Origin of the sequence: Gordonia sp. DT101, assembly GCF_049844895.1 — a bacterium.
Classification (GTDB): domain Bacteria; phylum Actinomycetota; class Actinomycetes; order Mycobacteriales; family Mycobacteriaceae; genus Gordonia.
In genome coordinates this window covers 12,909-37,980 of record NZ_JBNCLX010000008.1, presented here as the reverse complement: position 1 = coordinate 37,980, position 25,072 = coordinate 12,909, and the positions used below count along the sequence as shown (strand labels likewise).

32 protein-coding genes and 1 tRNA gene are annotated in these 25,072 nt (G+C 63.1%); 19 read left to right on the top strand and 14 right to left on the bottom strand.

Features of this window, described 5'->3' with window-relative positions; genetic code table 11:
• Positions 1-46 precede the first annotated feature (46 nt).
• From ACLQ3I_RS21860 to ACLQ3I_RS21825, 8 genes are all read right to left on the bottom strand, one after another.
• Positions 47-2,110: an FAD-dependent oxidoreductase gene (locus ACLQ3I_RS21860; protein WP_425793559.1), complete on the bottom strand. Its 2,064-nt coding sequence runs from the start codon at positions 2,108-2,110 to the stop codon at positions 47-49.
• A 40-nt stretch (positions 2,111-2,150) separates the two neighbouring features.
• Positions 2,151-2,696: a PadR family transcriptional regulator gene (locus ACLQ3I_RS21855; protein ID WP_425793560.1), complete on the bottom strand. Its 546-nt coding sequence runs from the start codon at positions 2,694-2,696 to the stop codon at positions 2,151-2,153.
• Positions 2,697-2,767: 71 nt separating this feature from the next.
• On the bottom strand, positions 2,768-3,925 hold the full coding sequence (locus ACLQ3I_RS21850; protein ID WP_425804765.1) for a permease: 1,158 nt from the start codon (positions 3,923-3,925) through the stop codon (positions 2,768-2,770).
• Between the two features lie 86 nt (positions 3,926-4,011).
• The gene (locus ACLQ3I_RS21845) at positions 4,012-5,691 is read right to left on the bottom strand and encodes an ABC transporter ATP-binding protein (protein WP_425804762.1); all 1,680 of its coding nucleotides are present in this window, start codon (positions 5,689-5,691) and stop codon (positions 4,012-4,014) included.
• A 96-nt stretch (positions 5,692-5,787) separates the two neighbouring features.
• Positions 5,788-5,919, bottom strand: a complete 132-nt coding sequence (locus ACLQ3I_RS21840; protein WP_425804759.1) for a hypothetical protein — start codon at positions 5,917-5,919, stop codon at positions 5,788-5,790.
• 110 nt (positions 5,920-6,029) lie between these two features.
• Positions 6,030-6,464 (bottom strand): hypothetical protein, encoded by a 435-nt coding sequence (locus tag ACLQ3I_RS21835; RefSeq protein WP_425793563.1) that lies wholly within the window; start codon positions 6,462-6,464, stop codon positions 6,030-6,032.
• Complete coding sequence (locus ACLQ3I_RS21830) at positions 6,461-7,648, bottom strand: FAD-binding oxidoreductase (protein ID WP_425804756.1); 1,188 nt, start codon at positions 7,646-7,648, stop codon at positions 6,461-6,463. The genes ACLQ3I_RS21835 and ACLQ3I_RS21830 overlap by 4 nt, the downstream gene beginning before the upstream one ends.
• A gap of 31 nt (positions 7,649-7,679) precedes the next feature.
• Positions 7,680-8,183, bottom strand: a complete 504-nt coding sequence (locus ACLQ3I_RS21825) for an RrF2 family transcriptional regulator (RefSeq protein ID WP_425793565.1) — start codon at positions 8,181-8,183, stop codon at positions 7,680-7,682.
• Positions 8,184-8,303: 120 nt separating this feature from the next.
• On the opposite strand from ACLQ3I_RS21825, the gene ACLQ3I_RS21820 reads away from it, so the two are divergent.
• Both ACLQ3I_RS21820 and ACLQ3I_RS21815 read left to right on the top strand, forming a co-directional pair.
• Positions 8,304-9,620, top strand: a complete 1,317-nt coding sequence (locus ACLQ3I_RS21820) for a uracil-xanthine permease family protein (RefSeq protein ID WP_425793566.1) — start codon at positions 8,304-8,306, stop codon at positions 9,618-9,620.
• 10 nt (positions 9,621-9,630) lie between these two features.
• Positions 9,631-9,939: a hypothetical protein gene (locus ACLQ3I_RS21815; RefSeq protein ID WP_425793567.1), complete on the top strand. Its 309-nt coding sequence runs from the start codon at positions 9,631-9,633 to the stop codon at positions 9,937-9,939.
• Between the two features lie 91 nt (positions 9,940-10,030).
• Here ACLQ3I_RS21815 and ACLQ3I_RS21810 read toward each other — a convergent pair.
• Positions 10,031-10,107 (bottom strand) — tRNA-Arg (locus tag ACLQ3I_RS21810).
• Between the two features lie 54 nt (positions 10,108-10,161).
• Between ACLQ3I_RS21810 and ACLQ3I_RS21805 the strand changes: the two genes are divergently transcribed.
• The 6 genes from ACLQ3I_RS21805 (at position 10,162) to ACLQ3I_RS21780 (ending at position 16,159) form a co-directional block, all read left to right on the top strand.
• Entirely contained in the window at positions 10,162-12,189 is a 2,028-nt protein-coding gene (locus ACLQ3I_RS21805; protein WP_425804753.1) for a cytochrome c oxidase assembly protein, read from the top strand.
• A 122-nt stretch (positions 12,190-12,311) separates the two neighbouring features.
• On the top strand, positions 12,312-12,746 hold the full coding sequence (locus ACLQ3I_RS21800) for a single-stranded DNA-binding protein (protein ID WP_425793569.1): 435 nt from the start codon (positions 12,312-12,314) through the stop codon (positions 12,744-12,746).
• 419 nt (positions 12,747-13,165) lie between these two features.
• Complete coding sequence (locus ACLQ3I_RS21795; protein ID WP_425804750.1) at positions 13,166-14,266, top strand: tyrosine-type recombinase/integrase; 1,101 nt, start codon at positions 13,166-13,168, stop codon at positions 14,264-14,266.
• Between the two features lie 503 nt (positions 14,267-14,769).
• Positions 14,770-14,934 carry a helix-turn-helix domain-containing protein gene (locus tag ACLQ3I_RS21790; RefSeq protein ID WP_425804747.1) on the top strand — a complete coding sequence of 55 codons (165 nt, stop codon included), beginning with the start codon at positions 14,770-14,772 and terminating at the stop codon, positions 14,932-14,934.
• Complete coding sequence (locus tag ACLQ3I_RS21785) at positions 14,931-15,347, top strand: hypothetical protein (RefSeq protein ID WP_425804744.1); 417 nt, start codon at positions 14,931-14,933, stop codon at positions 15,345-15,347. The genes ACLQ3I_RS21790 and ACLQ3I_RS21785 overlap by 4 nt, the downstream gene beginning before the upstream one ends.
• Positions 15,344-16,159 (top strand): hypothetical protein, encoded by an 816-nt coding sequence (locus ACLQ3I_RS21780; RefSeq protein ID WP_425804741.1) that lies wholly within the window; start codon positions 15,344-15,346, stop codon positions 16,157-16,159. The genes ACLQ3I_RS21785 and ACLQ3I_RS21780 overlap by 4 nt, the downstream gene beginning before the upstream one ends.
• A 97-nt stretch (positions 16,160-16,256) precedes the next feature.
• Here the strand turns inward: ACLQ3I_RS21780 and ACLQ3I_RS21775 are convergent, their stop codons facing one another.
• Both ACLQ3I_RS21775 and ACLQ3I_RS21770 read right to left on the bottom strand, forming a co-directional pair.
• A complete protein-coding gene (locus ACLQ3I_RS21775) occupies positions 16,257-16,379 on the bottom strand; it encodes a hypothetical protein (RefSeq protein ID WP_425804738.1) in 123 nt (40 codons plus the stop codon).
• Between the two features lie 77 nt (positions 16,380-16,456).
• On the bottom strand, positions 16,457-16,738 hold the full coding sequence (locus ACLQ3I_RS21770) for a hypothetical protein (RefSeq protein WP_425804736.1): 282 nt from the start codon (positions 16,736-16,738) through the stop codon (positions 16,457-16,459).
• A 592-nt stretch (positions 16,739-17,330) separates the two neighbouring features.
• Here ACLQ3I_RS21770 and ACLQ3I_RS21765 point away from each other — a divergent pair.
• The 10 genes from ACLQ3I_RS21765 to ACLQ3I_RS21720 all read left to right on the top strand — a co-directional run bounded on the left by ACLQ3I_RS21765 (position 17,331) and on the right by ACLQ3I_RS21720 (position 22,245).
• Positions 17,331-17,705, top strand: coding sequence for a hypothetical protein (locus ACLQ3I_RS21765; RefSeq protein WP_425804733.1), 375 nt, complete (start codon positions 17,331-17,333; stop codon positions 17,703-17,705).
• 113 nt (positions 17,706-17,818) lie between these two features.
• Positions 17,819-17,992 carry a helix-turn-helix domain-containing protein gene (locus ACLQ3I_RS21760; protein WP_425804730.1) on the top strand — a complete coding sequence of 58 codons (174 nt, stop codon included), beginning with the start codon at positions 17,819-17,821 and terminating at the stop codon, positions 17,990-17,992.
• 64 nt (positions 17,993-18,056) lie between these two features.
• Entirely contained in the window at positions 18,057-18,290 is a 234-nt protein-coding gene (locus ACLQ3I_RS21755) for a zinc finger domain-containing protein (protein ID WP_425804727.1), read from the top strand.
• Positions 18,291-18,615: 325 nt separating this feature from the next.
• The gene (locus tag ACLQ3I_RS21750) at positions 18,616-18,798 is read left to right on the top strand and encodes a hypothetical protein (RefSeq protein WP_425804724.1); all 183 of its coding nucleotides are present in this window, start codon (positions 18,616-18,618) and stop codon (positions 18,796-18,798) included.
• A 2-nt stretch (positions 18,799-18,800) separates the two neighbouring features.
• Positions 18,801-19,037, top strand: coding sequence for a hypothetical protein (locus ACLQ3I_RS21745; RefSeq protein ID WP_425804721.1), 237 nt, complete (start codon positions 18,801-18,803; stop codon positions 19,035-19,037).
• A 32-nt stretch (positions 19,038-19,069) separates the two neighbouring features.
• Positions 19,070-19,507, top strand: coding sequence for a hypothetical protein (locus ACLQ3I_RS21740; RefSeq protein WP_425804718.1), 438 nt, complete (start codon positions 19,070-19,072; stop codon positions 19,505-19,507).
• 77 nt (positions 19,508-19,584) lie between these two features.
• Positions 19,585-20,262, top strand: a complete 678-nt coding sequence (locus tag ACLQ3I_RS21735) for a hypothetical protein (protein ID WP_425804715.1) — start codon at positions 19,585-19,587, stop codon at positions 20,260-20,262.
• 4 nt (positions 20,263-20,266) lie between these two features.
• Positions 20,267-20,404, top strand: coding sequence for a hypothetical protein (locus tag ACLQ3I_RS21730; protein ID WP_425804712.1), 138 nt, complete (start codon positions 20,267-20,269; stop codon positions 20,402-20,404).
• Positions 20,401-20,547, top strand: coding sequence for a hypothetical protein (locus ACLQ3I_RS21725; RefSeq protein ID WP_425804709.1), 147 nt, complete (start codon positions 20,401-20,403; stop codon positions 20,545-20,547). The genes ACLQ3I_RS21730 and ACLQ3I_RS21725 overlap by 4 nt, the downstream gene beginning before the upstream one ends.
• 1,062 nt (positions 20,548-21,609) lie before the next feature.
• The gene (locus ACLQ3I_RS21720; RefSeq protein WP_425804707.1) at positions 21,610-22,245 is read left to right on the top strand and encodes a hypothetical protein; all 636 of its coding nucleotides are present in this window, start codon (positions 21,610-21,612) and stop codon (positions 22,243-22,245) included.
• A 179-nt stretch (positions 22,246-22,424) separates the two neighbouring features.
• On the opposite strand, the gene ACLQ3I_RS21715 is transcribed toward ACLQ3I_RS21720, so the two are convergent.
• Positions 22,425-23,204: a hypothetical protein gene (locus tag ACLQ3I_RS21715; RefSeq protein WP_425804704.1), complete on the bottom strand. Its 780-nt coding sequence runs from the start codon at positions 23,202-23,204 to the stop codon at positions 22,425-22,427.
• A 112-nt stretch (positions 23,205-23,316) separates the two neighbouring features.
• Positions 23,317-23,730: a hypothetical protein gene (locus ACLQ3I_RS21710; RefSeq protein ID WP_425804702.1), complete on the bottom strand. Its 414-nt coding sequence runs from the start codon at positions 23,728-23,730 to the stop codon at positions 23,317-23,319.
• Between the two features lie 110 nt (positions 23,731-23,840).
• On the opposite strand from ACLQ3I_RS21710, the gene ACLQ3I_RS21705 reads away from it, so the two are divergent.
• Positions 23,841-24,227, top strand: a complete 387-nt coding sequence (locus ACLQ3I_RS21705; RefSeq protein WP_425804699.1) for a hypothetical protein — start codon at positions 23,841-23,843, stop codon at positions 24,225-24,227.
• A gap of 597 nt (positions 24,228-24,824) precedes the next feature.
• On the opposite strand, the gene ACLQ3I_RS21700 is transcribed toward ACLQ3I_RS21705, so the two are convergent.
• Positions 24,825-25,037, bottom strand: a complete 213-nt coding sequence (locus tag ACLQ3I_RS21700) for a hypothetical protein (RefSeq protein WP_425804696.1) — start codon at positions 25,035-25,037, stop codon at positions 24,825-24,827.
• Positions 25,038-25,072 lie beyond the last annotated feature (35 nt).

Sequence of the window (25,072 nt, the reverse complement as noted above, 5' to 3'; positions counted from 1 at the left end):
GCCGACCATCGGCCGGCGCCCGAGGGATCGTGCATCGGTCGCACCGTCAGGCGATGCCGGCGGCCACCTCGGTGCCCTGGCGGATGGCCCGCTTGGCGTCGAGTTCGGCAGCCAGGTCGGCACCGCCGATGACGTGGGTGGTCACGCCTGCCACGGTCAGCGGATCGACGAGCTCGCGCACCGATTCCTGACCCGCGCACACGACGACGTTGTCGACCTCGAGCACACGCGTCTCGGTCACCGAGCCGTCCTCACCACGGAAGCTCAGGTGCAGGCCCTGATCGTCGATCTTGTCGTAGGTCGCTCCGCTGATCTGCTCGACGCCCTTCATCTTGACCGTGGCGCGGTGCACCCAGCCGGTGGTCTTGCCGAGCGACTTGCCCTGTCGGCCGGATTTGCGCTGCACCAGGAACACCTCGCGCACCGCGGGGAGCGGGCGGGGCTTGGTGACGAAGCCGGGCTTGGAGAGGTCTTCGCTCACACCCCATTCCTGCTCCCACTCCTTGAGATTCAGGGTCGGCGACTCGTCGACGGTCAGGAACTCGGTGATGTCGAATCCGATTCCACCCGCCCCCATCACGGCGACCCGCTTGCCGATCTCCCGATGACCGAGCACGGCATCGGCATAAGACATCACCATCGGATGATCGATGCCGGGGATCTCCGGCATCCGTGGGGTGACGCCGGTCGCCACGATCACCTCGTCGAACTTCGCCTCGATGATCTCGTCGGCCGTGATCCGGGTGTCGAGGTGCACCGTGACATTGTTGATCTCGAGTTGGCGGGTGTAGTAGCGGATGGTCTCGTTGAACTCTTCCTTGCCGGGAATCCTTGCGGCGATGGAGAACTGGCCACCGATGTGTTCGCCTGCCTCGTACAGGTGCACCTTGTGACCGCGCTGGGCGGCCGACACCGCCGCCGACAGGCCGGCCGGTCCGGCACCGATCACTGCGACCCGCTTCGCGCTGCGGGTGGCGCCGAGGGTGAGGGTGGTCTCGCGTCCCGCGCGCGGGTTGAGCAGACACGACACCTTCTTGCCGACGAACGCGTGATCGAGGCAGGCCTGGTTGCACCCGATGCAGGTGTTGATCTCGTCCGCGCGACCGGTCTCGGCTTTCGCGGCGAAGTCGGGGTCGGAGAGCAGCGGACGCGCCATCGAGATCGCGTCGACCTTGCCGCGCTCGAGGATCTCCTCGGCGATCTCGGGGGTGTTGATGCGGTTGCTGGCGATCAGTGGGATGGACACCTCGTCGCGGAGCCGTTCGGTGAACTTCACGAAGGCGGCCCGCGGCACCGACGTCACGATGGTCGGCACACCGGCCTCATGCCAACCGATGTCGCTGTTGATCGCGTCCACACCGTATTCCTCGGCCTTGCGGGCCATGAGCGCGATCTCGTCCCAGGTCTGACCTTTGCGGACGAAATCGGCGATCGACTGACGAAGGATGACCGGGAAGTCGCGCGGCACCTGACGGCGGATCTCCTTGATGATTTCGACCAGGAAGCGTTGCCGGTTCTCGGTGGAGCCGCCCCACTTGTCGGTGCGGTCGTTGGTGTGCGGGCAGAGGAATTGGTTGATCAGATAACCCTCGCCGCCCATGATCTCGATGGCGTCGTATCCCGCCTTACGGGCGAGTTTCGCGGAGCGTCCGAAGGAGCGGATGACATGCCAGATGATCTGTTCGGTCATCTTCAGATGCTTGAACGGATGAATGGGGGAGGGCTCCGAGCCCGCGGCGACCTTCAGCGGTGTGTAACCGTACCGGCCCGCATGGATGAGCTGCATCGCGATCTTGCCGTCCTCGCGGTGAACGGCGCGTGTGATCCGTTGGTGCCGCTTCACATCCGCGACATTGGTCATCTTCCCGGCAAAGGGCAGCAGGAGCCCGGTACGTGACGAGCTGAAGCCGCCGGTGATGATCAAACCGACCCCTCCGCGAGCGCGCTCGGCGTAGTAGGCGGCGAGCTTGTCGGTGTCCCAGACGCGATCCTCGAGGCCGGTGTGCATCGAACCCATGATCAGACGATTCTTCAGGGTCGTCCCGCCGAGCTGCATGGGCTCGAAGAGTCTCGGGTAGTGCGGATTCGGTGCGGTCGTGTGGGCTGACATGGCGACCTTTCGGATCGAAGGGATGACCGGATGAGGCCGGTCAGGCGGACAGCTCTCGTTCGAGTGCGGCGATGACCTCGTCGCACCATTCGATGAAGCCTGCTTCTTGGCGGATACCGCCGCGCAGCACCAGATACTGATGCAGTTTGCGGCCGTTCAGCGTGTCCGGATCGGGGTAGTAGCTCTCCTCGAATCCGGTGAAGATCTTGAGCTGGGCGACGTGCTCATCGCGGTGCACCTTCAGTTCGCCGATGATGGCGGCGAGGTCACCGAACTCGGCCGCCCGCAGCTTGACCCCCAGGTCACTCCGCAGAGGCTGCATCGGCGTGGGACTCGTCGCCCACGCCGACAGGACCTCGCGTCCGCCGTCGGAGATGGTGTAGACCTTCTTGTCCGGCCGGCCGTCCTGGGTGATCGACTCGAAACTGACCAGCCCATCGGAGTGGAGCTTCTTGAGTGTGCGATAGATCTGCTGATGCGTCGCCGACCAGAAGTAACCGATCGACCTGTCGAACTGCCGACCGATCTCGTAACCCGTGCCGGGTCGTTCGGCCAGCGACACGAGAATCGCATGCTCGAGTGCCATGGGATCACGCTAACAGTGCACCCATGCACTATGCAACTAGGTTCATATGCCAGTCGATGTGAACGCGGTCGTCAGTCCTGTCCGTCCGTGCCGGAATCGGCCGGCTGCCCGCCCATCATCGACAGCATCGGCGAGCCTCCCTGCCGTAGGAATCGGACGACAAGTGACGTGGCCAGGGCCAGGGCTGCGATGTTGAGCCAGGTCGTGTAGTTCCAGGAGATCCCTCCCTCGGGTAGGTGTGCCGAGGACGGATCCGGTATGAGGTTCAGGAGGTGGAACACGATCTCGATGATGTAGCCGGTGGTCACCATCGCCACGTAGAAGACCAGTGTGATCCGCACGGTCATCGCCATCCCGTAGTACTTCCGATAGATGTTGAGGATCGGCAGGATGAGCAGATCGGCGAAGATGAATGCCATCACACCGCCGAAGCTGATCCCGCCGGTCCACAGCACGACGGCCAGAGGCACGTTGCCAACAGAGCAGACGAAGCTGAAAGCCGCGACAATGGGGCCGATCAGCGGTCCCCAGATGGCGGCGACCACGTCATTGTCCTGGAGGAACAGTCCCTGCCAGAATGCGTCGGGCACCCAGGCGCCGATGGCGCCGGCGATCACCAGCCCGGCGGCGAGGTCTCTCCAGATGGCCGCCCATTCCATGACGAAGACATTCGATACCGCCGTGAGACCTTTGCCGGAGAACAATCGCGTCAAGAAGCCTCCGTCACCGTCGACGGACATGTTCATCGCCGCGTGACCTTCCATCGATCCGGCAAACCCCTTGTCTGCCTGTTCGTGTGCCGCGTCGAGAATCTTGGTGCGCAGTACCACCCGGAACAGCATTGCGACGATGACGACGATGAGCGGTCCCGCGATGAACTCGGCCAGGGTGAACTGCCAGCCCATCAGGATCGCAAGGATGACACCGAGTTCGATGACGAGGTTGGTCGAGGCGATTTCGAAAGCCATCGCAGCGGTGAAGTCGGCACCGCGACGAAACAGCGAACGGGCCAGGGCGACCGACGCGTACGAACACGATGACGAGGCCATTCCGAATCCTGTTGCCACCGCCAGCGTCCGTGGCCGGTGGTCGCCGAGCGCACGCACGATCGTCGATCGACGAACGACCGCCTGGATCATCGCCGAAAGGGCGAACCCGAATACCAGTGCCCACAGGATGTTCCACGCCATCGTGCCGGCGAGGCCGAGAGCGTGAACGATCGCATGCAACGACGTCCTCCGATCTGTCTCCGATCAGCCCATCGTCGGCCTGTTGGGCACCAGTGTGCCCGATCGGCCGTTCACAGAGGCCGATGTCACACGGATGCGAACGTGTGCCGGAGTGTGTACAGACATCCGTTGCGGAGCTCGAGGACGTCGTCGGCGATCTCCGTCACCCGGGCATCGTGCGTGATGAGCAGGGTGGACCGTCCATGCGCGAGGCGGCGCAGCGGTTCGAGGATGCGTTGTGCGGTGGCGTCGTCGAGGCCTGAGGTGGGTTCGTCCAGAATCAGGACCGGGCTGTCGCGGAGAAATGCACGGGCCATGGCGATCCGTTGCCGCTGACCGCCGGACAGCGTCAGTCCGTCCTCGCCGAGGGGCGCGTCATAACCGAGCGGGAGATCCGAGATGAATCCATCGGCATCCGCCGCGATGGCGGCGCTGATGATCTCGGCACGGGATGCCTCGGGGCGACCGTAGGCGATGTTGTCGGCGACTGTGGCCGCCTTGATGATCGGCTGCTGGGGGAGGAGAGTGACGTGATCGCGGATGGAACGGCCGGTCAAGGTGGTGAAGTCGTTGCCGCCGAGCATGATCCGACCGTCATCGGGATTCTCGAAGCGGCACAGCAGTGACGCCAGGGTCGACTTCCCGGCACCGCTGCCCCCGACGAGGGCGGTGATCTCGCCGGGACGCAGGTCCAGCGAGACGTCGTCGAGGATGGTGGCCCCGCCGCGGCGGAGCGTCACGCCGCGGACCGCGACGTCGTGACCGGGCCCGGTGTGTACCACCGCATCCTCGCGATCCGAGTCGGTGGGGACGAGGTCGAGGAGTTCGGAGATCCGTTCCGCGCTCACCGCGGCGGAGGCAAGCGACAAGCGGAGCTCCGCGAGCTCCTGCATCTTCGGATACAGCATGCCGAGGTAGCCGGTGAGCGCGAGCAGCTGTCCGACGCTCAGGGCGCCGTGGCGCACCTGCCAGACGCCCGCGACGGCGATGGCGAGGGTGACCACCACCTGTCCGAAACCCATGACGGCACCGAATCCGGCCTCGATCCGGGTCTGTGACATCCGTGCGCCCAGCCAGGTGACACCGTGACGGTGCAGTCGCGCGTGTTCGCGGTCCTGCTGGTTGTAGGCGACTGCGGTCTCGTGCCCGCTGAGGGCGGTCTGGACCGCGATGGCGATGTCGGCGTTGGCGGTTCGTTCGTCGCGGGTGACGACCGTCTGGCGGCGACCGTAGTAGGCCGAGATCGCCCACAGGATCGGCACCGCCGCGATGGCGACCAGCGCGACCTGCCAACTCATGATGAACGCCGCGACGACGAGACCGACGGTGTTGGCCACCGCGATGACGAACTGCATGACACCGGACCCGACGAGGTACTCGACGGCCTCGAGGTCGCCGGAGTGCCGGGTCACGAGGTCGCCGAGGCCGAACCGCCGATGGATGACCGGATTGAGCCGCTGCACATGGGCGAACAGCGAATCGCGCAGGCGGAGGACCACCCGTTCGGAGATGCCGATGGCGGTGACCTGGCCGTAGTAGTCCGCGGCGGTGGAAACCGCGGTGATGAGCAGCCACAGGACCGCCAATCTGGCGAAGCCGACGGCGTTGTCGGCGGTGAGGGCTCCGTCGATCACATCGGAGAGCACGAAGATCGCGACGATCTCGCAACCGGTGGCGACGAGCAGAAGCGTTGCGGCCAGCGCGAACCGGGCACCTTCGCCCTTGAGGGTCGGGAAGAAGCGGCGGAATGCGTCGCGTGCGGTCATCCTGTGATCCGATCGATGACGTGCGACGTTCCGGGACCATACGTGCGGCCATATGGCCCCGGAACGCTGCGTGGGGTGGTCAGAACCGTGGAGTGCTCAGAACCACACCCAGTCCCACCGGTGCAGACGCCGGTTCCAGACGCGGCGACGGCGACGCTTGCGCGGCGGTGCGGGGTGGTGCTGCTGCGGGCGAGGGCCGTTTCCGGGCTTGGGTCCTGGCTGAGGCATGAGTGCTTCTCCTTGTGTTCGGGCCGGCAACTCTGCCGACGTGGAGAAAGCTATGGGTGTCACCTTCGGATGGCCTTGGTCGTAGCTGCGAGAATGCTGTCAGCCCAGGACTACGCCGGCGCCGACAACAGGGCGACGCCGAGCCAGACGAGCGCGACCACCTTGATGATCTCGAGCACCACGTAGACGAGATGTGCATGACTGCGTGGGCCCTCGTGGCCGGCGAGGACCGCATCAGAGCGGCGCGTGAGCCGCGGGCGGACCGCTATCAGTTGGATGGCCAGCATCGCCATGGCCACGCCGGCAGTGACCGTGATCGTGCTGCCCGAGAAAGTGCCTGCGATGAGGGCCACGACGATGACGACCGACCACAGGGTCTCAGCGGTATTGAGCGCGCGGAACACCAGCCGTCCGATACCCAGGCCGATGGGCAGAGTCACCCCGGGAGCCCGGAACTTGAGCGGCGCCTCGAGGAACGAGATCGCCAGCACCATACCGAGCCAGATGAACGTGACCGCGACGACGACCGCTGAAGCCGTGTTCATCGGGCACCGGACCGCAACAACTCTGGTCCGAAGGCCTCGTAGTGAATGCGGCTCTCGGCGACATCATGAAGGAGGAAGGCTTCGCGCATCGACGAAAGGAATCCGGTCGGTCCGCAGAGCAGTACCAGAGAATGCTCGCTGATGTCGATGTCCTGCAACGACATCAGACCGACCCGGATGGTGTCCGACAGGATGTGCGGTGAGGCATTCTCGTACCACTGGAACAACCGGCCGTCGGGCAGCGACTCCACCAGGGCGGCGAGTTGCCCGCGATGGGGCTGCCGGTCTCGGGAGCGATCCGCATGTAACACCGTCACGCGACGACGGTCGCCCTGCTCGGCCATCGCGGTGAGTAGGCCGATGACAGGTGTGCAGCCGATGCCGGCTGATGCCAGCATGATCGGCGCGTCGTCCTCTGGCAGTACCAGATCGCCGAAGGGACTGCTGACCCGCAACAGATCGCCCTCGAAGACATGCTCGTGCAGGTGCGCCGAGACCTCGCCCGCGAGTTTCACGCTGAATCGCCACTCCGGGATGCCGGGTGCGCCGGTGAGGCTGTACTGCCGGATCTGCTGGGCACCGTCGGTGAGCGGAACCTGGACCGAGATGTACTGTCCTGGACGGAAACACGGTAATCGACCGGTGTCGGCGCGGGCTGTGAGGGTCAGCGAGATGGTGTCCGGGGAGATCTGCGCGCGCTCGGTCACCATGGCGTCGCGCCACACGTCGCCCGGTGTGACTTCGGCGTGGGCATACAGGTCTGCTTCGGTTTCGATCAGCAGATCCGCCATGTCCCAGTACAACTGATCCCACGCATCGGCGACCGGTGCTGTCACGGCGTCGCCGAGCACGTCGACGATGGCGGCGAACAGGTGTTCGTGCACCACCGCGTACTGATCGCGGGTCACGCCGAGCGATGCGTGCTTGTGTGCGATCCGGTCGAGGATGAAACGCTGACGTCGAGCATCCGGCTCGAGCTGCAGCCGCGCGAATGCAGCGATCGATCCGGCAAGGGCCTGCGGTTGTTCTCCGCTCTTCTGATGGGTTCGGTTGAACAGGTCGTCGTGCAGTTCGGGATGTGCGGCGAACATTCCGCGGTAGAACCGCTGGGTGATCTCGGCCAGCCCGCCCTCGACGGCGGGCAGGGTGGCAGCGATGGTGGCGCGTTGGGCGTCGGACAGCATGTTGACTCCGATCCTTCGGTGGCGTTTCCCGTCAGGGGTTCTGGGTCAGGTTTGGGGCGTCCGGTAGATCGTGGGACCCGGCGGGGGCAGGGCGGGACGCGAGAGACAGCAGGACGGCGGCGGTGGGTTCATGGATGAGATCCGCGACCGAGTGGTCGTCGAGACTCTCGAAGAACGCCACGCGGGCACGTGCGAGTGCGCCGCGGAGGCGGCATGCGTTCCGCAGCGGACAGGGTTGCGGGCCGTCGCAATCGACCACCTCACCGTCGCCCTCGAGGGTGGACGCCAACCAGCCGATTCGCGCGTCGCGGCCGAGAGCGGTGATGGCGAGACCTCCGGCGCGTCCTCGGCGCGCATGGACCACGCCCATCTCGGACAGGCGTCCCACCACCTTGGCGATATGGGTGTACGGCACGGCAAGCTCGTTCGCCAATTGCCTGGTCGTCATCGGCGTTGTGGTCGTGGAGTTCTCGATGGGGACCGCCAGACGCATCACCACCCGCAGGCCGATGTCGGTGAACCGGGTCAGCTGCATGATCCGAGTGAACCAGAATTGGACTATCAGATGCATATTTAAATGGAGTGATCCCTGTCACCTCCGCCGGGGTGACGCAGTGGGCGCCAAGGTAGGTGCGGATGTCGCACACTGATTCCCATGGCGACTCCGGACGCGCGAACGGGTGGATTCTTGTCCTGGCGAAAGGTCGACGGCGGGGGAGTCATCGAACCCGACGAACGCCTCAGTTGGCCGCGAACGGTGGGTATCGGGCTACAGCACGTCGTGGCGATGTTCGGCGCGACTTTCCTCGTCCCGGTGCTCACCGGCTTCCCACCGTCGACGACGTTGCTGTTCTCGGGGATCGGCACGGTGCTGTTCCTGCTGATCACCCGCAATCGGCTACCCAGCTATCTCGGTTCGAGTTTCGCGATCATCGCGCCGGTGCTGGCGGCGACCGCCTCGAACGGTCAATCGGCCGCACTGGGCGGGATCGTGGTGGTTGGTGCGCTGTTGATCGTGATCGGCGCGATCGCGCATTTCGCCGGTATCGGCTGGATCGAGATCCTCATGCCGCCGGTCGTGACCGGCACGATCGTGGCACTCATCGGACTGAATCTCGCGCCGACCGCGAAGACGAATTTCGAGAAGGATCCGGTCATCGCGACGGTGGTGCTGGTGCTCCTCGTCGCGTCCGTGGTGCTGTTTCGAGGGTTGCTGGGGCGCCTTGCGATCTTCCTCAGCGTGGTCCTGGGGTACGTGATCTCACTGATCTTCGACAAGGTGGACACCAGTGGGATCCGCGATGCCGCGTGGGTCGGCTTCCCCGAGTTCCACACCCCGACATTCCATCTCTCGGTGATCCCGATGTTCCTGCCCGTCGTGCTCGTCTTGTTGGTGGAGAACATCGGCCATGTGAAGTCGGTGGCGACGATGACCGGGAACAACTACGACCGCCGGATCGGCCGCGCGCTGTTCGCCGACGGATTGGCCACGGTGCTCGCCGGCAGTGGCGGTGGTTCGGCCACCACGACCTACGCCGAGAACATCGGTGTGATGGCGGCGACGAAGGTCTATTCGACTGCCGCGTACTGGATCGCGGGTGTGGTGGCGGTGGTGTTGGGATTGTCTCCGAAGGTCGGGGCGGTGATCGCGGCGGTACCTGCCGGCGTGCTCGGAGGCGTGACGACGGCACTGTACGGGCTGGTCGGCATCCTCGGTGTGCACATCTGGGTGACCAATCGGGTGGACTTCTCCCGACCGGTCAACCAGTTCACCGCAGCGATCCCGCTGGTGATCGGAATCGCCGACTTCACCTGGGTCGTGGGGGATCTCGACTTCGGGGGGATCGCCCTCGGAGCCGCGGCGGCACTGGTCATCTATCACTCGATGTCGTTGATCGGACGGTGGCGGGGGACGGTTCCGCCGGAACGCGGCAGCGACGCGAGGGAGGTCGATCCGACACCCGGTGCGTAGGGTCGTCGGGATGACTGAGGAGTCCGCGATCGACGAGTACGAGGTCGAGGTCAGCGCGCTGGCGATCAACGTCACCATCCCCGGGGGCCTGCGCTGGACGGATATCCGGCGCGACGAGGAGTTCACGCTGACGACGGTGAACGTGCGCCTGTTGCCGGACGGACGGCTCGCGGCCAAGGCTTATGGGCGGCCGACGCACGGCGGACGTGGGACCTACACATCGTTCCAGGTGCCCGACGATCCCGAGATCTCCACGCTGATCGATCGGGCCGCGGCCCGCGCCGGAACCTTGTGGTCGGGTCATCGCGGACTCGGCTGACATAGCCGAGATCACACCCAGGCCAGTGCGCCTGCGTCGATCTCTTTCGAGCGCCCTGGGCGCATCGCCGCCGGTGGCGGCCGCGCTGTGGTGGTGCCCCCGGCAGGACTCGAACCTGCGACCTAGGGATTAGAAGGCCCTTGCTCTATCCACCTGAGCTACGGAGGCAGCGCCGCTCGGGGCGGCAGCGTGGGCGAGTATATCCCGTCCTAGAGTGATGCCATGACCAGCGCAACGCCGACAGTTCCGGCCGAGCCCGGCCGGGACACGATGCGCGAGCAACGGGGCGCGGTGGCGGGCCTGTCGTGGGCGCTCGGCTGGCTGGCCGGGATCGTCGCGATCCTGGTGACGGCGATGTCGGCGGCAAGTGCGGTGCAACTCGCCGGTGTGCCCGACCCGGGCCGGCTGACGACCTATGGGCTGCCGGCGGTCACCGCGGTCGGTGAGGTGAGTGCCGCGATCGCGCTGGGGTCGGCCGTCTTCGCCGCATTCTTCGTGCCCCCGCAGTCCGACGGTGTGCTCGACGTCGGTGGCTATCGAGCGATCCGGATCGCGGCGACCGCCGCCCTCACCTGGAGTGTGTGTGCCGTCCTGCTGATCCCGCTGTCGATCTCCAACGTGAGCGGCCAACCACTGTCGGCGTCCCTGAAACCGGCGAACCTCATCAACTCGTACTCGCAGGTCGCCGATGCCCGCACCTGGCTGTGGACGGCGATCTTCGCGGTGGCCGCCGCGGCCCTGGCACGCGTGATCCTGAAGTGGGGGTGGACGTTCGGCGCCATCGCGCTCATGGTGCTGAGCCTGATGCCGGCAGCGCTCGCCGGCCACTCGTCGACGGGAGGCAACCATGACGTGGCCACCAACAGCCTGATCCTGCACATCGTGGGTGCGACGCTGTGGATGGGTGGGCTGTTCGCAGTGCTCGTCTACGCTCTGGCCAATGGGCGCTGGCGGGTGCTGGCCGTTCGACGGTTCTCCCGGGTCGCGTTCTGGACCATCCTCGTGGTCGGTGTCAGCGGGGTCATCAACGCACTGGTACGGATGCCGCTCGCCGACCTCTTCAGCGACACCTACGGGCGACTGGTGCTGGCCAAGACCTGTGCCCTGGTGGTTCTGGGTGCGCTGGGGGCCTGGCATCGGCGGGTGACCATCACGCGCCTGGAGGACGAGCCGGGGCAGCGGTCGACATTCGTCCGATTCGGCATCGTCGAGACGCTGGTGTTCGCCATCACCTTCGGACTGGCCGTCGGCTTGTCCCGGACCCCGCCGCCGGCCGGTGAGAGCGCCGACATCTCCGCCGTCGAGGCACAGATCGGATACCGGATCGACGCCCCGCCGTCGCTGTGGCGGATTCTGGTCGACTGGCGGTTCGATCTCCTGTTCGGGACGCTCGCGATCGTCCTGGCGATCGTCTATCTGCGCGCGGTGGTTCGGCTCCGGCGCCGTGGGGACGAGTGGCCGGTCGGGCGGACGGTGGCATGGATCCTCGGCTGCGCGTTGCTCCTGTTCACGACGTCCTCGGGCCTCGGCCGATATGCGCCGGCGATGTTCAGCATGCACATGATCGCGCACATGCTGATGTCGATGATGATCCCGGTCCTGCTGGTGCTTGGCGGGCCAATCACGCTCGCACTCCGTGCGTTGCGGCCGGCCGGGAGGGGTAATCCTCCCGGACCTCGGGAGTGGATCCAGTCGGCCATCCACAGCGCGCCGTCGCGGTTGCTCACCCACCCCGCGGTCGCGGCGGTCCTGTTCGTCGGTAGCTTCTACGTCCTCTATCTGGGCGGTGTGTTCGAGGCGGTGGTGCCGTATCACGCGGCGCACATCCTCATGAACGTGCATTTCCTGCTCAGCGGATACCTCTTCTACTGGATCGTGATCGGCATCGACCCCGCGCCACGCCAGGTCCGGCCGGTCGCCAAACTCGGCATCGTCATGGGTTCGTTGCCGTTCCATGCGTTCTTCGGCGTGGCCCTGATGATGACCAGTGCGGTCATCGCCGAGGGGTACTACCGCAGCCTGAACCTGCCGTTTGCCTACGACCTGTTCGACGATCAGCGCGCCGGCGGTGGAATCGCTTGGGCGGCAGGAGAGATACCGCTGGTGGTGATCATGCTCGCGCTGCTCGTGCAATGGCGACGCCAGGACGAGAAGCAGGCCCGCCGCTACGATCGCCGCGCCGTACGTGATCACGACGCGGACCTCGACAGCTACAACGAGATGCTCAAGGATCTCCACAACCGCAAGTGATCGCCGACGATCTCGCGGACTTGTCCACAGATGGCGCTGCGGATCGTTTCGGGACCGCGGCGTGATCGATGCTGGCTCCAGCCACGACAACGCGTGGCGCGGGAGAACCCGAGGAGTCGAGCATGTACGAGACCTACACCACCATCATCGGCACCGTTGTTTCCGAACCGCGGCGCAGGCAGACGACCACCGGGGAGGAGGTGATCTCCTTCCGCGTGGCGTGCAACTCGCGAAGGATCGACAAGCGCAGTCAGGAATGGATCGACGGCCCGACCCTGTATCTGACCGTGAGCTGCTGGCGTCGGCTGCTGGCGGGGGTAGGTCTCGCGGTCGCGAAGGGGCGCCCGGTCATCGCGCACGGGCAGATCAAGACCAACGAGTACGTCACCGCCGATGGGGAGAAACGCTCCGACCTCGAGATGACCGCCAACGCGGTGGGACTGGACCTGAGCCGGTGTGTCGTCACCTACCAGGGCACGCCCGGCGCGGACCGGACGCAGGTCGTGGAGGCGGTCGACCGATCGGCGGAGGCCGACGCCACCCCGACGGCGGCCTGATCCTTTGCCGGTACGCCACGACCCGTGGCCGTTGTCCCCGGATGGGAACAACGGCCACGGGATCGCCGGTTGAGGCTGGTGAGTCACCGGACGACACCGCGCCCCGACGCGCCCACTAGGCTGGTGTGGGTGAGTGCGCGCCATCGCGTGCATCAGATGTCAACGGCTGACGCCAGCCGACAATGAGCGCAGGTCTGAAGGAGTTTTTCTGTGGCTGAGTTCATCTACACGATGAAGCTCACCGAGATCCTGCATGCGTGACGCAACAAAGTCAAGGTGAGACGCTTTTTCCCTGCATTTGCCGCGTGTCGGGATGCATCGAGTCAATAGGAGTTTGCGGATCTTCGGGTGGGTTCGTGAGGGTTGGGTGGTGAGGAATCTGTGAGCCTCACAACGCCGACGAGGTCTAGACTCCCTGCATGGCCATCGTGAAACGCCAGTGGGGCGAGAACTCCAAACCCCGCTATGAGGCACGCGTGCGGGTGGGCGGCAAGTCCCGGTCCAAGTCGTTCGGCACGCGGAAAGAGGCGCAAGACTGGGAACGGGACCAACTCGGGAAGAAACCAACGGGGCGACGCACCGACAACAAGCTGATGGGTGTCGCGGTCAAGGCGTGGGCCGGACAGGCGACCGGCTCAACGGGCGTGGGGCGGATGCATCTGGTCGGGAACCTTGGCGACCTGGCCGACAAGAAAGTCGGGGACGTGGACTCCGATGACATTCGAGATTGGCGCGCGGAGCTTGCGGAAGGTCGCCCTTGGGCGGGCGGTAGGGCCTTCAAGTCGTCCACCATTTCAACCCTGACCAAGCACTTGAGCGCGTTCTTCAATGATGCCGTCACCCGCGACCAGATACCGCGAAACCCGGTCCTAGGCGTCCGTAGGGGCACGGGAACGGTGAATGAGGGCGGTGTTATCGATCCGGCTGGATTGATCACCGTTGCGGAGGTGCGCAAGCTGCTGGACAAGGCCGACGAGCCGGTAGGGACAATGCTTGAGCTGATGGCGACGAGCGGTCTTCGGCCGAATGAGGTAGCCGGGCTCCGAGTGTCTTCGGTCGATTTCGGCGCGGGGGCTGTCCATGTCATGGAGCAGGCTTCGGGCGTATATGGCGCATGGGATTGGAAGGTCTTGAAGTCTGCGAAGTCGCGGCGGTCGATTCCCCTGCCGGACTCGACGGTCACGCGGTTGCGTATGTACCTGGCGGACCATCAGGACTACTTGCCAAAGTCGCCCTTGTTCCGGACGGAGCGCGGCTACCAGTGGTCAAGTGCTCACTTCTATCGGGAGTGGGTGGCTGTTGCTGAGCCTGCGGGAGTGGCGGGTCATTCGCCAAAGTCGCTGCGGCACTTTTATGCGTCCAAGCTGATTCGGGCGGGTGAGTCGGTCGCGGTGGTTCAGGCTCGCTTGGGTCACGCGTCGCCCATGGTGACGTTGGGGACGTACGTGCATCTGTGGGAGGACTCTGCGGACACGACGCGGGCGGCGGTCGAGGGGTTGTTCTCCAGCGAGGTCGAGTGAGGCCACCCGGCCATGCGACGACGCGCAATGGAGGAACTCGATGTCACCTACCACGATTTCGGCGCAGGGTTTTCGGGGCGATCAGGTGTAGCCAAGAGGTAGGAGACCTTGCGTAAGTTCCTGCCGGTGGACGACAGCATCAGGGGGCATCGAGGCCAGGCGGATGGGGCGTGAACTGCCGATGCCGTGGCTGATGGCGACACGCCCGACTTGACGCCCGAACACGGTTGCTGACCGGCTGGATTCGAGAATCTTGTTCCCAACATGTTGTGACGCCCTCAACTGTCGGACACCAGGTGTAGCGTCATTTCCGGCGTTGAATGGAGCGTGTGCGCGTCGTGAACCACCCCGTTTAGGGAGAGTGGTCGATCCCCGTCCGAGATGCCGAACCCGTCCGTCGTGAATCTTCCGATGTGACCGGGGCGTCAAACCCGCATCAACCTTCCGGGCATCCCTATGTCCGATTACCGAAAGGCTCTCCCTTGGAGACGACCACACAGTTCATGACGACCGATCAGCTTGCGGCCCGCTGGCAGGTGTCCACACGTACGGTTCGCGAGATGGCGATGGCTGGTGAGATTCCGGCGATCAAGCTCGGGGCGAAACTCTGGCGGTTCCCTGTTGAGCGCATCACCAAGTTCGAACGGGCGGCGGCGATGTCCCGATGACGGCGCCGACGATTGATCCTGGCGACCAGGAGCAGGCCGAGCAGAAACCGGCACGGTTGACGACGGGTGTGCTCGTGGACTGCCCGTGTGGTGCTTCGGGGGTGCCGATGGCGTGGAGTGCTGCGGGGAAGAACGACACTGTGCGGCTCTACCGGCACCTGGTGGGTCGGGCGTATGACCGGCATGAGGTTGCAGGCGGCGGGGTGATCCGCGGGCGTCGGAAGTGTGGAGGCCCTGACGATCTATTCCTACACATGTTGCGAAATGGTGGTCTTGCGCGAACTGATCTGGGGCGGCGGCTGATGACCGATGCCGAGATGATCGAGCGGGACGTTGTCGAGCAGTTGTGGCACGACAGCGACCACGAGGATGACGACCTGGCGGCGGCACACGCGGAGGGGATGTTGTTTTGAGCGATCATGTCTACGTGCTCAATGAGCCGACGAAGAGCTACGTCAAGGTGTTCAACGATCTGGCCCGGTCGCCCATCGACGCCACGCACTTCAAGGTGCTCGTGTACTTGATGACGCACGATCCGAAGTTCTCCGTCAGCAAAGGCGGGATGTCGCGGGCGTTGGATCTCGACAAGAAGACGATCAGTTCAGCGATCATGGGCCTAGAGACGGGCATGGGGCGGCGTAAGAAGTTTTACGGGCGGTTCCTGGTGCGGCAGTCCGTCATCCGCGATGGCGTCCGTGTTGGAACCAACTACTTCGTGTCGAGCATCCCGTTGACCGATGAGCAGGTGGCCACCTATGGGCGTGACAAGCTGATCGGCAAAGGGGAGTCGTCGGCAAGTGTGGTCGGTGCCGTGGGCGGGGAATTGTTCCGCGTGAGTGTCCCGGATCTGCCGGTGGAGGCGGGGAATCGTTCCACGGGGCAGGGGAATAGTTCCCCGTGGGGAGGGGAATGGTTCCCACCCATAGAAGACCAAGAGAAAACCAATCCTAAAGAAGACCAACCGTCGTCTACATCTATTGGTGCTCTCCTGGTGCTGCTCTCCGACAGCGACCGTGATCGTCTCCACCGCACACATGAGTTCCTCACCCTTCAGGGTGTGCATGCTCAGGTTGAGCAGATGATGCAGGATGCCGGGATCACCTACGCCGATGCTCGACACGAGTTCTGGGAGACTGTGGACCTCATGGACAAGCAGAAGACCGGTCGGGAGTGGGCGGAGTTCATCGAGCAGGAGATTGGGAAACGGACTCTCGTCGCGGTGTGAGCCTGTTGGTCAGGCATGAAGGGGTCGAGTGGTGTGATGCTGCTCGACCCCTTCGTCATGCTCGGGATCTCTTCCCATGCCGGATGTCGGTGTTGTGCTACTTGGTGTCGATGATCGTCGTGATGATCACCAAGACGTTCGCGTCGTCGACCTCACGGGTTCGGTCTCCTAGCTCACTACGCCACCTGCGGAAATGGTTGAACAGGATCTCGTGCAACATGATTCACGCCAGACCTGCCCGTATAGCCGTCTGAACGGCTCGTAGACGAAGTTTCCGAGCATTCGGGTACATCGGGGTCAGTCTTCGATATACCCGGTGTTTGGGTCGATCATCGACAAGAAGCTCCGTATCGAGTCGATGTGCTGCTTCAGCGTCAGCCGGGACTCTGGCAGATCGTCGGGCAATGGAACGTCAGGATCAAGGGATGCGTGGTGGACTGACTCGCTGTAGCCGTATCCCTCGTTTGGTCCGGTGAGCCACGTGTACGCGTATTGGCTGCCTTCGCCGTCTTTGAGTTCGAAGACTTCGCCGTCGACGGTGAGGGTGATCGGCAGTTCGGGTATGTCGTCGTCATCCATTCTTGGACTGTGACAGTTGCCTACGATGTGGGGCAACAGGATTTCGATGTGATCGAGTGCTGTTGCTCGAATCAAGATCCGGGACAACAGGAGTCGTCCAGAACTTGCCCATAGAGGTGGCTCAGAACGACGTAGGCGAAGTTTCCGGGCATTCGGGTACTCGGGTGAGGGTGACCCGTAAGTGAGACGCACCAGGCCATGGCTACTAGCCTGGTGCGTCTCGATGGGAGACCGGCAAGATCCCACCGAGCCGGTATCCCTGGCTGATCGTAGCTGGCGATGGTTGGTGCCGAGTTGCGGAAGCACCTAGCGGTAGAAGCGAAGAAACGGCAAGAAGCAGGAGTGAATCAGTACACGCCAGATGATGAGAGGGTTCAGCCGATTTCAGCCGAAGCCTCGGAGCGGGAATCCGCCACACAGGCAGCGAAACTCGTGAACGTCGGCAAGCGCAGCGTTTGGGGAAACCTCCAGGCCGGCAAAAATCGTGACCTGCGATGATCATGCTCGGTGGCGGGTGATCGTTGTCGGGATCTGACAACCGGGTGATGGGCGGCGGGCGTATGCGCGGGAGTTGAATCGTGCCCGTAGGCAGATGACTTCCGAGCAGAAACGTCGAGTGTGGACGAAGGTTCTCGGCGGAGGCGGCACAGTCGCGGATGCGGCGAAAGCCACCGGAGACACGCCCAATGCCGTCTACAAGCAGTTTCAGCGCGACAGCGAGTCCCCCAAAGAATCCGACCACCTGTATCGGGATGACTATGCGACTTTTGAGGACTACTGCCGCGAACGCTGGGACATGCCCCGACAGCACGCGTACCGGCTCATTGAGTCCACGGCAGTTTGTCACCAATTGGTGACACTTGGTGCCCCTGTCCCGTCCACCGAGTCTCAGGCTCGTGAGCTTGTCGGACTGGAGCCCTGCGAAGCGCAGGAGGTCATGGAAGCAGCGCACAAATCCACCGCTTAAAGCTGCACGGCGTAAATAGTGACTGAAATCTTCGTGGCATACACTTCGATACAATAGAAGTATATGAGTACAAAACAGGAAACTATCATTGACGGGCTTAAAGGGGGTGACGAATGACGACAGGATATGAACCCATCGCTGCCCTTATTGAACTTACCGGGCTCTCTCAGCGTACCGCAATCAACTTATTGCAGCGCGGAGACTTGGCAGGTCGAAAACTAGGCGGACGTTGGTATGTGACGCGCGAGCAACTGCGGAAGCTCGAAGACGAATCCACCAACAACTAAACATCTGCTCGATCACCGGGACTGACCTCACGAGGTTGGTCCCTTCGTCATATCGGGGGGTGACGTGACGCGACGGAACTACACCTACATTCGGTTTCCCGGATACGGCAGAAGGACACGTGAACCCATCGACCCCGACAACCTGCCGGATGGTCCGCTGGGGGTGTCGTGTACTGCTCCACAGTGCGGTGCCGGTCCCGGACAGCCGTGCGATACGCCGCACGCGCAAATGCATTGGGCACGTGCCTATCGGTGGGCGGGAATGCGACGAAACCCGACACGCTACAGATTCCTTTAACGGAATAGCCGATTGCTGGCCCTGTATTCAATTCTGGCGGACTTAACCTATTCATTGGTCTATCCACCCTACTCAACACGCGTTATCGCGTTAGTGGGCAAATGAGAGCTATAAAATGAGAAACCTACTCGTGACAGACGAACGCGGCAATCAAATATGCGCCGCGAGTCTTGCCACACACCAACGAACACAACGCCGCTACATCATGCTGCGGCATCGGGAATCGGAAATCCGCGTGCCAGTCGAGCAGGCATACATGCTTGCCGATGTGCTCGTCGGAATCGCCGAAGCAACAGAACACCGCTAAATGAAAGACCACCAACAAATGCACCTCAGCGCACCCGACCTGATCTCAACCGAGACGACCCCGCCCATCCGACTACGACGCCAACAATTCGGTGACCGTCAACGCATCACCATGCGGCAAGCCGGACAGTTCATCAGCATCCCCCTTGAGGACGTGCAGCGACTCACCGATGCGCTACTGCTCACTGCGACGGAGGTGTGACCATGGCCCTGATCCGAAAGCGAACTGGCCTTGAAGTCGCCACCGAACGCGACAACATGCGGTTCGTCATCCAAATCAACGACACGACGAGCGCGCTCACATTCGGACTTGAACCTGGCGAAGCCCTACATCTGGCCGGTCAACTCATCGAGCACGCGTCAGAGTTCAACCACGAGGGCGCTATTCAAACCGTGGTGGCGGCAACCGAATACCTGATGCGGCCGGGGGGAACCCGATGAGCGAACTACTTGCACCGGTTCAGCGTTTGGCCGTGCGTCTCGGAGTCGAGATCATCCCCGACAGCAACGAGCATGCGCGAGCAACTGATGCGCTCTGGTCGGTGTCCACTCGGGCACGCTCGATCACCGAACAGGCGTGGGCCGACCCCGACGAGACCCCCGATGCCGTGGTGGATGTTGTGCTGTCGGCCGCGATGCGCATCTACCGCAACCCCGATCGGTTCCTCTCCAATCAGGCCGGATCGTTTACCGGCACGTTGGCTGCCTCGGACTTCGCCGACGGCGACCTGTTCTTACCGGGGGAGCGCGTGGTGCTCGAACGGCACAAGGCAACCGGTCCGCTGACCACCATGACCACCACCCGCAACGACCCCAATGCGCCGAATGGGCCATGGGATCCACGCTCCTATGTCCCCGACACCATCAGCGGCGGACTCGGAGACCCATTCCACATCGGCACCGAAGTCTGACAACCCAATTCAACGAAACGAGAACCATGTTCACAACAGATGCATTTCCCGGCCGCGACAAACGCGCCATCACCACCATGACACCCGTTCTGCATCACCTCGGACTGCTCACCGACGACGAGCTTGACCAGGTGAACGCCCACCTTGAGCGCGCCGACCTGGCCAGCCACACCGCCTACAAAGCGCACACCGTCACCACCGCTTCCGCCGAAACCGTGGCGGCGAAGCTGGCCGCCGACCCGAAAGTTGATGCGGCCCGCATCCTGAAGGCCACCGCCGACATCCCGGCACAGAGCGAGATTGACGCCGTGTGCAAAGCGCTCTACGAATCGTCGGTGAATGCTGCCCGTAAGTTGGCGTTCGCCAACGCGGTGATGCTGCCGCACAAGCTGACCGAACAGTTCCAACGAGTCTGCGACGAGCACGCCGCACTGCTGCCTGAGCTTGTCGGTGTGCGCTCGGACCGCGACGCCATTGATACCGGCCGTATCGAACCGTGGAAGCGTCTGCGTGACCTTCAGGACGTGTACGAGAACCTGCGGGGAATCCAACAGCTTGCCAGTGACAACAGCCTGATCCCGACACCGCACATGCCCGGTGAGCACGGCGAGCACTTCAAGTTCCGGTTGGCCCATGACCGGATGCAAACGTTGGGCAGCGACGAGTTCGGGGAGTTCGCCGAGATCATCCGCCGACAGCCCTACGTGCCGAGCAGCCGTGACGAAGCCCTCGCCGTTGCTGAGAGTTGGAGGTGACCGCATGAGCTATCTCGACCCTGATGCACGCGCCATCATCGACGCCCACCGCGACCAGGACCACGACGACGACCACGACACCGACCGGGCCGTGGTCGACCGGGTACTTGTCGGCGAATACGGGATACACGGGCAGCGGTGACTGACCGGATACCCCGATACGGGGACCGCTGGCCCGACACCACCGACACCGACGATCTCGTGGACCGCGTTTTCAACGAGGAACCCACGGTGCAGCACTGGACGCCTGACGAAGATCCGCAAGCGAAACGGCTGTATCCGTGAAACGAACCTGCCGACGCTGTAAACGAAAGTTCCATTCGACCAACTATCAACGGTTCTGCCCCGACTGCTGTTACTACGTCACAGTGAACACATGAACGAGCACAGAAAAACCTGCCCGCTGTGCGGCGAACACAAGCCATTAGAGGGTTTCTATCGTGACCGGCATCGAGCAGACGGGCACACCGTTTACTGCCGAGCATGCAACCTGGCGAAGTCGAAGCAACGCTACATCGAGCATCGGGACGAACGGCTCGAATACCAGCGTCAACGCCGAGAAGCCAACCAGAAACTCATTCGAACGATGGCGCGCGAAAGCTACTGGCGCGCGAAAGCACTTCAAGCACGAGCAGCATTGGCTGAACAGCAACCCGTAACCATCGGGAAAGAATGCACCACATGTCACGAAGTGCAACCGCTCAACAACTTCGGCCGCAACGGAACACGTAACGGAAGACCACGGCTATTTGCCCGATGCCGACCGTGTCGGAACGAAGAAATGCGCGACAGGTACCGTCGCCGAAACACGCCAGAATAGGCGCTGAAATCAACGCTAAGCAAACCCCCTCACTCGACCATGGGTGAGGGGGTTTGCTTCGTTACAGGGGTATCTCAGAGCATCGGAAACGGCCCGATGGGGGCAGTTGCTCCGGCTGGATTTTCCTCCGTGAGAAATGGTAGCTGGGGAGGCATAGAGACCGGCTGCCGCTGAGCAGGGGGATGCCCCCACCCTTGGCGGGTTTGTCGTCTGTTCGGGTGATCGTTCGGATGACGTGGCGTGCCTGGTGTCCGGGTGAGCTTGTGGCGGCGTCGGAGTGGAAGCGTGCCGCCATCGTCTGGGCATTCACTGAAGATCGGAGGCCGGGCCGAGTTCGTCCACTTCTGAACGAATGAGTGCCAGCGAGCTTGCTGAGATCGGACTGGCTGGCCCTTGCCTCCAAGACCACGGTCATCAAGTACCGCAAGGCGTGGAAACTCGCCATCGACGGTTTGTATCAACCATTGTATTGCCCCTTGTGTCTCTCGACGCCTGCGTGCTCGACGTGAAAGTAGTTGCCAGTGTGGATGACCAGTCAGATAGAAGCTGTCCTAGGATGCTTCGCCGGATACTCGTTTGCCGACTCGATCGGTGGCCGGATCGTTGAAGACGAGATGACGTTCATGCGTCGGTTCAAGTCTGCGATCAACTGCGTTGCAAACGATGTCAAAGGTTGCGACGATCTCGATGTGGTCGAGCTTGTGCATAACTTTGTGGATAAGTCGACATCGACTCAATCGTTGGAACAATGGATTCAAGACCTGCGTGCTGTCGGCTACTCCGACGTGTGGGGCCGAGATGTTGTCGATGGTGTTGCCCCTGACTACTCGATGCTGCTGTTCCGACTGGCCAGGGATTGGCGGTCAGGACTGTCCTGGTCTGCTGATGCCCGCTACTGCCACACCGGCACCGGTGTCCTGCGAACAGGATTGAAACTGTGGTGTGCTGTCGTGCCTGTCGATGCGCTCCTGGCGCGTGTCTGGCATGGGCCGGGTATCTCGTGGGGTGGGTGTCCGATGCTGCGGACGATCGAGCACGCGGGCATGGGCAGGGTGACAGTCGGGTGCGATGACTTCGCAGAGGTGCTGGTTGATCCTGGCGCGCTGGCGGATGGGGAGGTGTTGACGGTGGGTCGGGTAGTCGACCTTTACGACTTCGGCTGATCGTTTGGTTGGGCATCGTTTGGAGGTTCCTCCAGGCCGGCAAAATCGGTGACCTGCGGTTTCCTGGCTGGTCGAGTCCATTCACTGTCGAGATCTCACAACATGATTCGGGCCAGGATGCGGAACTCCCGCCAAGAGGCAAAGTCCGAACCAGCGGTGCGGACTTCATCTTCCCGCTGCTAGTCGGCCACCATGTCGACCAAGCGATTGAAGGCGAGCTTGGCTGATCTGATGGTTGACAGGTCGCCATCGCGGATGCCCGTGACTCGTTCCGTCGCGGCGATGACAGCCCATGCCGCGAACATGGCGTCATTCCACACAACCTGATGGTTGCGCGGGTGCCCCCGGTCGGCGCTGACCATCGTCGTCACCAGTGTTATGGCGTCGGGATGGACGTAACGCGATGTTGCTTTGACCTGCTCGTCATACGCGGTGCCGAGCATCGTTTTGATGAGCGTCTCGGGATCGGGCTTGCCGGTTTTTGGCAGTCTCGTACGACTGCTCCACGCGTTGAAGCGATGTCGGAACTCGTTGAGTCCGGGCTCGGAAGTATGTTCGTTGAGCGCGGTTTGGCTTATCCGGCGCGACTTCGATGCGCGCTGTTCCGGACTGTCGGTTGGGTCGGACAGCCACCATGCGAAGGCCGCGTATTCGGCGGTGCACCGGGCGAGCACGCTGGGGCTGATAGCGGGTGGGTGTTCCTTCGCCAGACGGGCCAGGGAGTGCAGCAAGTCGCCTGCGCCTTGTAGGTAGCCGGTCGTCGCTTCGTGGGCGAACCGCAGGATGTTGACCGATGCGCCTTGATCAAGGGCGGCGTCGATCTGGTTCAGGTCGCCCGTTGGCTCGCGTGGCGCAAGCTTCGAGGCATCTAGCGCCATGAATGCGATTGCGGCGCAGGTCTCGGCAAGTTCGTCGACCGGTGGCACCCACTGAGGATCTGTATCCGCGCTGGTAGTCATGAGTTGAGTATCGCGTGAAATAGCGACACCCCCGGTGTTCCCTGTTGGGATGCCGGGGGTGTTTCGTCGTACGTCGAGGGTGTCTCATTCGTGTCACTAGCCGAATCCGGATTTACAGGGCGATCATGTTGCCCGCATACCCGGCGGCGATGCCGACCACGAGCAGGACGACACCGATCCAGCGTCGCGGTTTACTGACTTCGTACTGGGCGCGGACGAACGCTGTCAACGCCTTGCGTTCTTCCATGGCGGATGGCCCCAATTGATCTGCCAGTTGGCCGCGTGCACTCTGCGCAATCTGAGGAAGCCGAATCGAGCCACCAAATGGGCTGGCGATGGACCCTGGCGGCCGATCTAGGTCAGCGATGTGGTTGCGGCGTGTCTCGTCGGCATGGTCAAGCGCTTCTTTGAAATGAGTCGTGTTGTCCTGGGACTGTTTGACATCGAGCGCCACGAGTGCGGCGCCGACGAGTTGTAGAACGAGGGCTGCGGTGTTGAGGATGGATGCCCAGGTGGTCGCTGTCATGTGGCGAATCCTAAAGCTGGGGACTGACGAGGGTTTACCAATCGACAAGCAGTGTTCAGGTGTTCAAGGGCACGGAGCGGGTTAGATGGCCACTTGCTACAGTTGAACACATGAACACGGATGTGCCAGCGGGGAAGGTGCGCGGCAAAGACGGCAAGCTCCACCCGTGCGACAAGAGCACGATCGACTACACGCAGATCGTCGGCCTGTACAAGTCGGGCATGTCGATGCGGGCCGTAGCCCATCAAGTCGGGTGTGCCCTAGGAACCGTGGCGAACGCTGTGCGATGGGCCGAAGATGAGGTGGCAGTGGAGAACAAGGCGCTGAACGAAGTCGAGACCATCAACCTGCTCACCGCGACATTCCTAGACCCGGACCGTTTGCGGGCGTGGGATCCCAGGTCGCGACGCCTGATGCTGAAAACTCTGCGAAGCGCTGTCCTCATCATTGAGGAGATGGACAAGCCGGGAGCCGATGGGCAGACGCCGAACAACTGACACCCTACGGGTGGCCGCGCGTTGAACCCCATCCCGGAATCGACCCACGAACCACGCCCGTAATCGCGTCAGGCCACGACGGCTAGCCCTACCGGGAACCGGCAGAGCGAAGTCATGGCACCGGGTGAGGGCTGATCAAACCGTCATCGGTGGCCTACGGGCCAGACGTAGGACTGAGCTACTGGCGCGGCGGTCGGGTTACGTCGGACTCACCTATAGCGACGAGTGCCCTTGTCGGAATCGAACCGACTTGTGACCATCAGGGCTGGCCCGGTAAAGGGTCTGAGAACGTCTGTAACGCAACAGAATCGTTCAAACGGACAGATAGATGACAGGCAGATCTAGGCCGTCTCAGACGATCCCCACGAGGCGGACACCAACAGGGCGAACTCGATGGTTGCGGCGATGGATTCGATGGTCGCCTTGTCGGGGAAGTGGCGGCGGGTGCCGTAGCTGTCGGAGCAGACGACGATGGGGTGGTCGAGGAATGGCCAGACTCCGACGATCAGGTCGTTGGTGACGTGACCCCATGCGGTGCCCCGGCCGGTTTTTCCATCTCTTCGAGGGCGAGGCCGGTTGCTGCCGACAGTTGCCCGATCATCCGAGACACCACCCGACGACGGCGAGGGCCAACAGGACCGACTCAGCGAACGGCTGCGGGTTCGGGTGTGCCACGTCTAGCGCGTCTTCGAGTTGCCACAGTGCGTCACGGAGCAGGCCGGTGATGGGGTCGGGTACGGCTTTGTTGCGGGCGGCGTCGTGGACGTTCCATGCGGACGGGATTAGCTGGTCGATTTGTGTGGGTGTCATGCGTGCCATCCGAGGTGAGCGCAGACGGCGAACAC

Coding starts and splice junctions, on each gene's coding strand:
- ACLQ3I_RS21770 (WP_425804736.1), bottom strand. CDS start 16,738: ATGGATGACGACGACATACCCGAACTGCCGATCACCCTCACCGTCGAC.
- ACLQ3I_RS21845 (WP_425804762.1), bottom strand. CDS start 5,691: ATGACCGCACGCGACGCATTCCGCCGCTTCTTCCCGACCCTCAAGGGC.
- ACLQ3I_RS21750 (WP_425804724.1), top strand. CDS start 18,616: ATGCACCTCAGCGCACCCGACCTGATCTCAACCGAGACGACCCCGCCC.
- ACLQ3I_RS21835 (WP_425793563.1), bottom strand. CDS start 6,464: ATGAACACGGCTTCAGCGGTCGTCGTCGCGGTCACGTTCATCTGGCTC.
- ACLQ3I_RS21830 (WP_425804756.1), bottom strand. CDS start 7,648: ATGCTGTCCGACGCCCAACGCGCCACCATCGCTGCCACCCTGCCCGCC.
- ACLQ3I_RS21790 (WP_425804747.1), top strand. CDS start 14,770: ATGACGACCGATCAGCTTGCGGCCCGCTGGCAGGTGTCCACACGTACG.
- ACLQ3I_RS21745 (WP_425804721.1), top strand. CDS start 18,801: ATGGCCCTGATCCGAAAGCGAACTGGCCTTGAAGTCGCCACCGAACGC.
- ACLQ3I_RS21860 (WP_425793559.1), bottom strand. CDS start 2,110: ATGTCAGCCCACACGACCGCACCGAATCCGCACTACCCGAGACTCTTC.
- ACLQ3I_RS21730 (WP_425804712.1), top strand. CDS start 20,267: ATGAGCTATCTCGACCCTGATGCACGCGCCATCATCGACGCCCACCGC.
- ACLQ3I_RS21840 (WP_425804759.1), bottom strand. CDS start 5,919: ATGCCTCAGCCAGGACCCAAGCCCGGAAACGGCCCTCGCCCGCAGCAG.
- ACLQ3I_RS21795 (WP_425804750.1), top strand. CDS start 13,166: ATGGCCATCGTGAAACGCCAGTGGGGCGAGAACTCCAAACCCCGCTAT.
- ACLQ3I_RS21735 (WP_425804715.1), top strand. CDS start 19,585: ATGACACCCGTTCTGCATCACCTCGGACTGCTCACCGACGACGAGCTT.
- ACLQ3I_RS21820 (WP_425793566.1), top strand. CDS start 8,304: ATGGCGACTCCGGACGCGCGAACGGGTGGATTCTTGTCCTGGCGAAAG.
- ACLQ3I_RS21715 (WP_425804704.1), bottom strand. CDS start 23,204: ATGACTACCAGCGCGGATACAGATCCTCAGTGGGTGCCACCGGTCGAC.
- ACLQ3I_RS21855 (WP_425793560.1), bottom strand. CDS start 2,696: ATGGCACTCGAGCATGCGATTCTCGTGTCGCTGGCCGAACGACCCGGC.
- ACLQ3I_RS21760 (WP_425804730.1), top strand. CDS start 17,819: ATGACGACAGGATATGAACCCATCGCTGCCCTTATTGAACTTACCGGG.
- ACLQ3I_RS21825 (WP_425793565.1), bottom strand. CDS start 8,183: ATGCAGCTGACCCGGTTCACCGACATCGGCCTGCGGGTGGTGATGCGT.
- ACLQ3I_RS21785 (WP_425804744.1), top strand. CDS start 14,931: ATGACGGCGCCGACGATTGATCCTGGCGACCAGGAGCAGGCCGAGCAG.
- ACLQ3I_RS21800 (WP_425793569.1), top strand. CDS start 12,312: ATGTACGAGACCTACACCACCATCATCGGCACCGTTGTTTCCGAACCG.
- ACLQ3I_RS21705 (WP_425804699.1), top strand. CDS start 23,841: ATGAACACGGATGTGCCAGCGGGGAAGGTGCGCGGCAAAGACGGCAAG.
- ACLQ3I_RS21775 (WP_425804738.1), bottom strand. CDS start 16,379: ATGTTGCACGAGATCCTGTTCAACCATTTCCGCAGGTGGCGTAGTGAG.
- ACLQ3I_RS21720 (WP_425804707.1), top strand. CDS start 21,610: ATGACCAGTCAGATAGAAGCTGTCCTAGGATGCTTCGCCGGATACTCG.
- ACLQ3I_RS21710 (WP_425804702.1), bottom strand. CDS start 23,730: ATGACAGCGACCACCTGGGCATCCATCCTCAACACCGCAGCCCTCGTT.
- ACLQ3I_RS21700 (WP_425804696.1), bottom strand. CDS start 25,037: ATGACACCCACACAAATCGACCAGCTAATCCCGTCCGCATGGAACGTC.
- ACLQ3I_RS21815 (WP_425793567.1), top strand. CDS start 9,631: ATGACTGAGGAGTCCGCGATCGACGAGTACGAGGTCGAGGTCAGCGCG.
- ACLQ3I_RS21805 (WP_425804753.1), top strand. CDS start 10,162: ATGACCAGCGCAACGCCGACAGTTCCGGCCGAGCCCGGCCGGGACACG.
- ACLQ3I_RS21765 (WP_425804733.1), top strand. CDS start 17,331: ATGACTTCCGAGCAGAAACGTCGAGTGTGGACGAAGGTTCTCGGCGGA.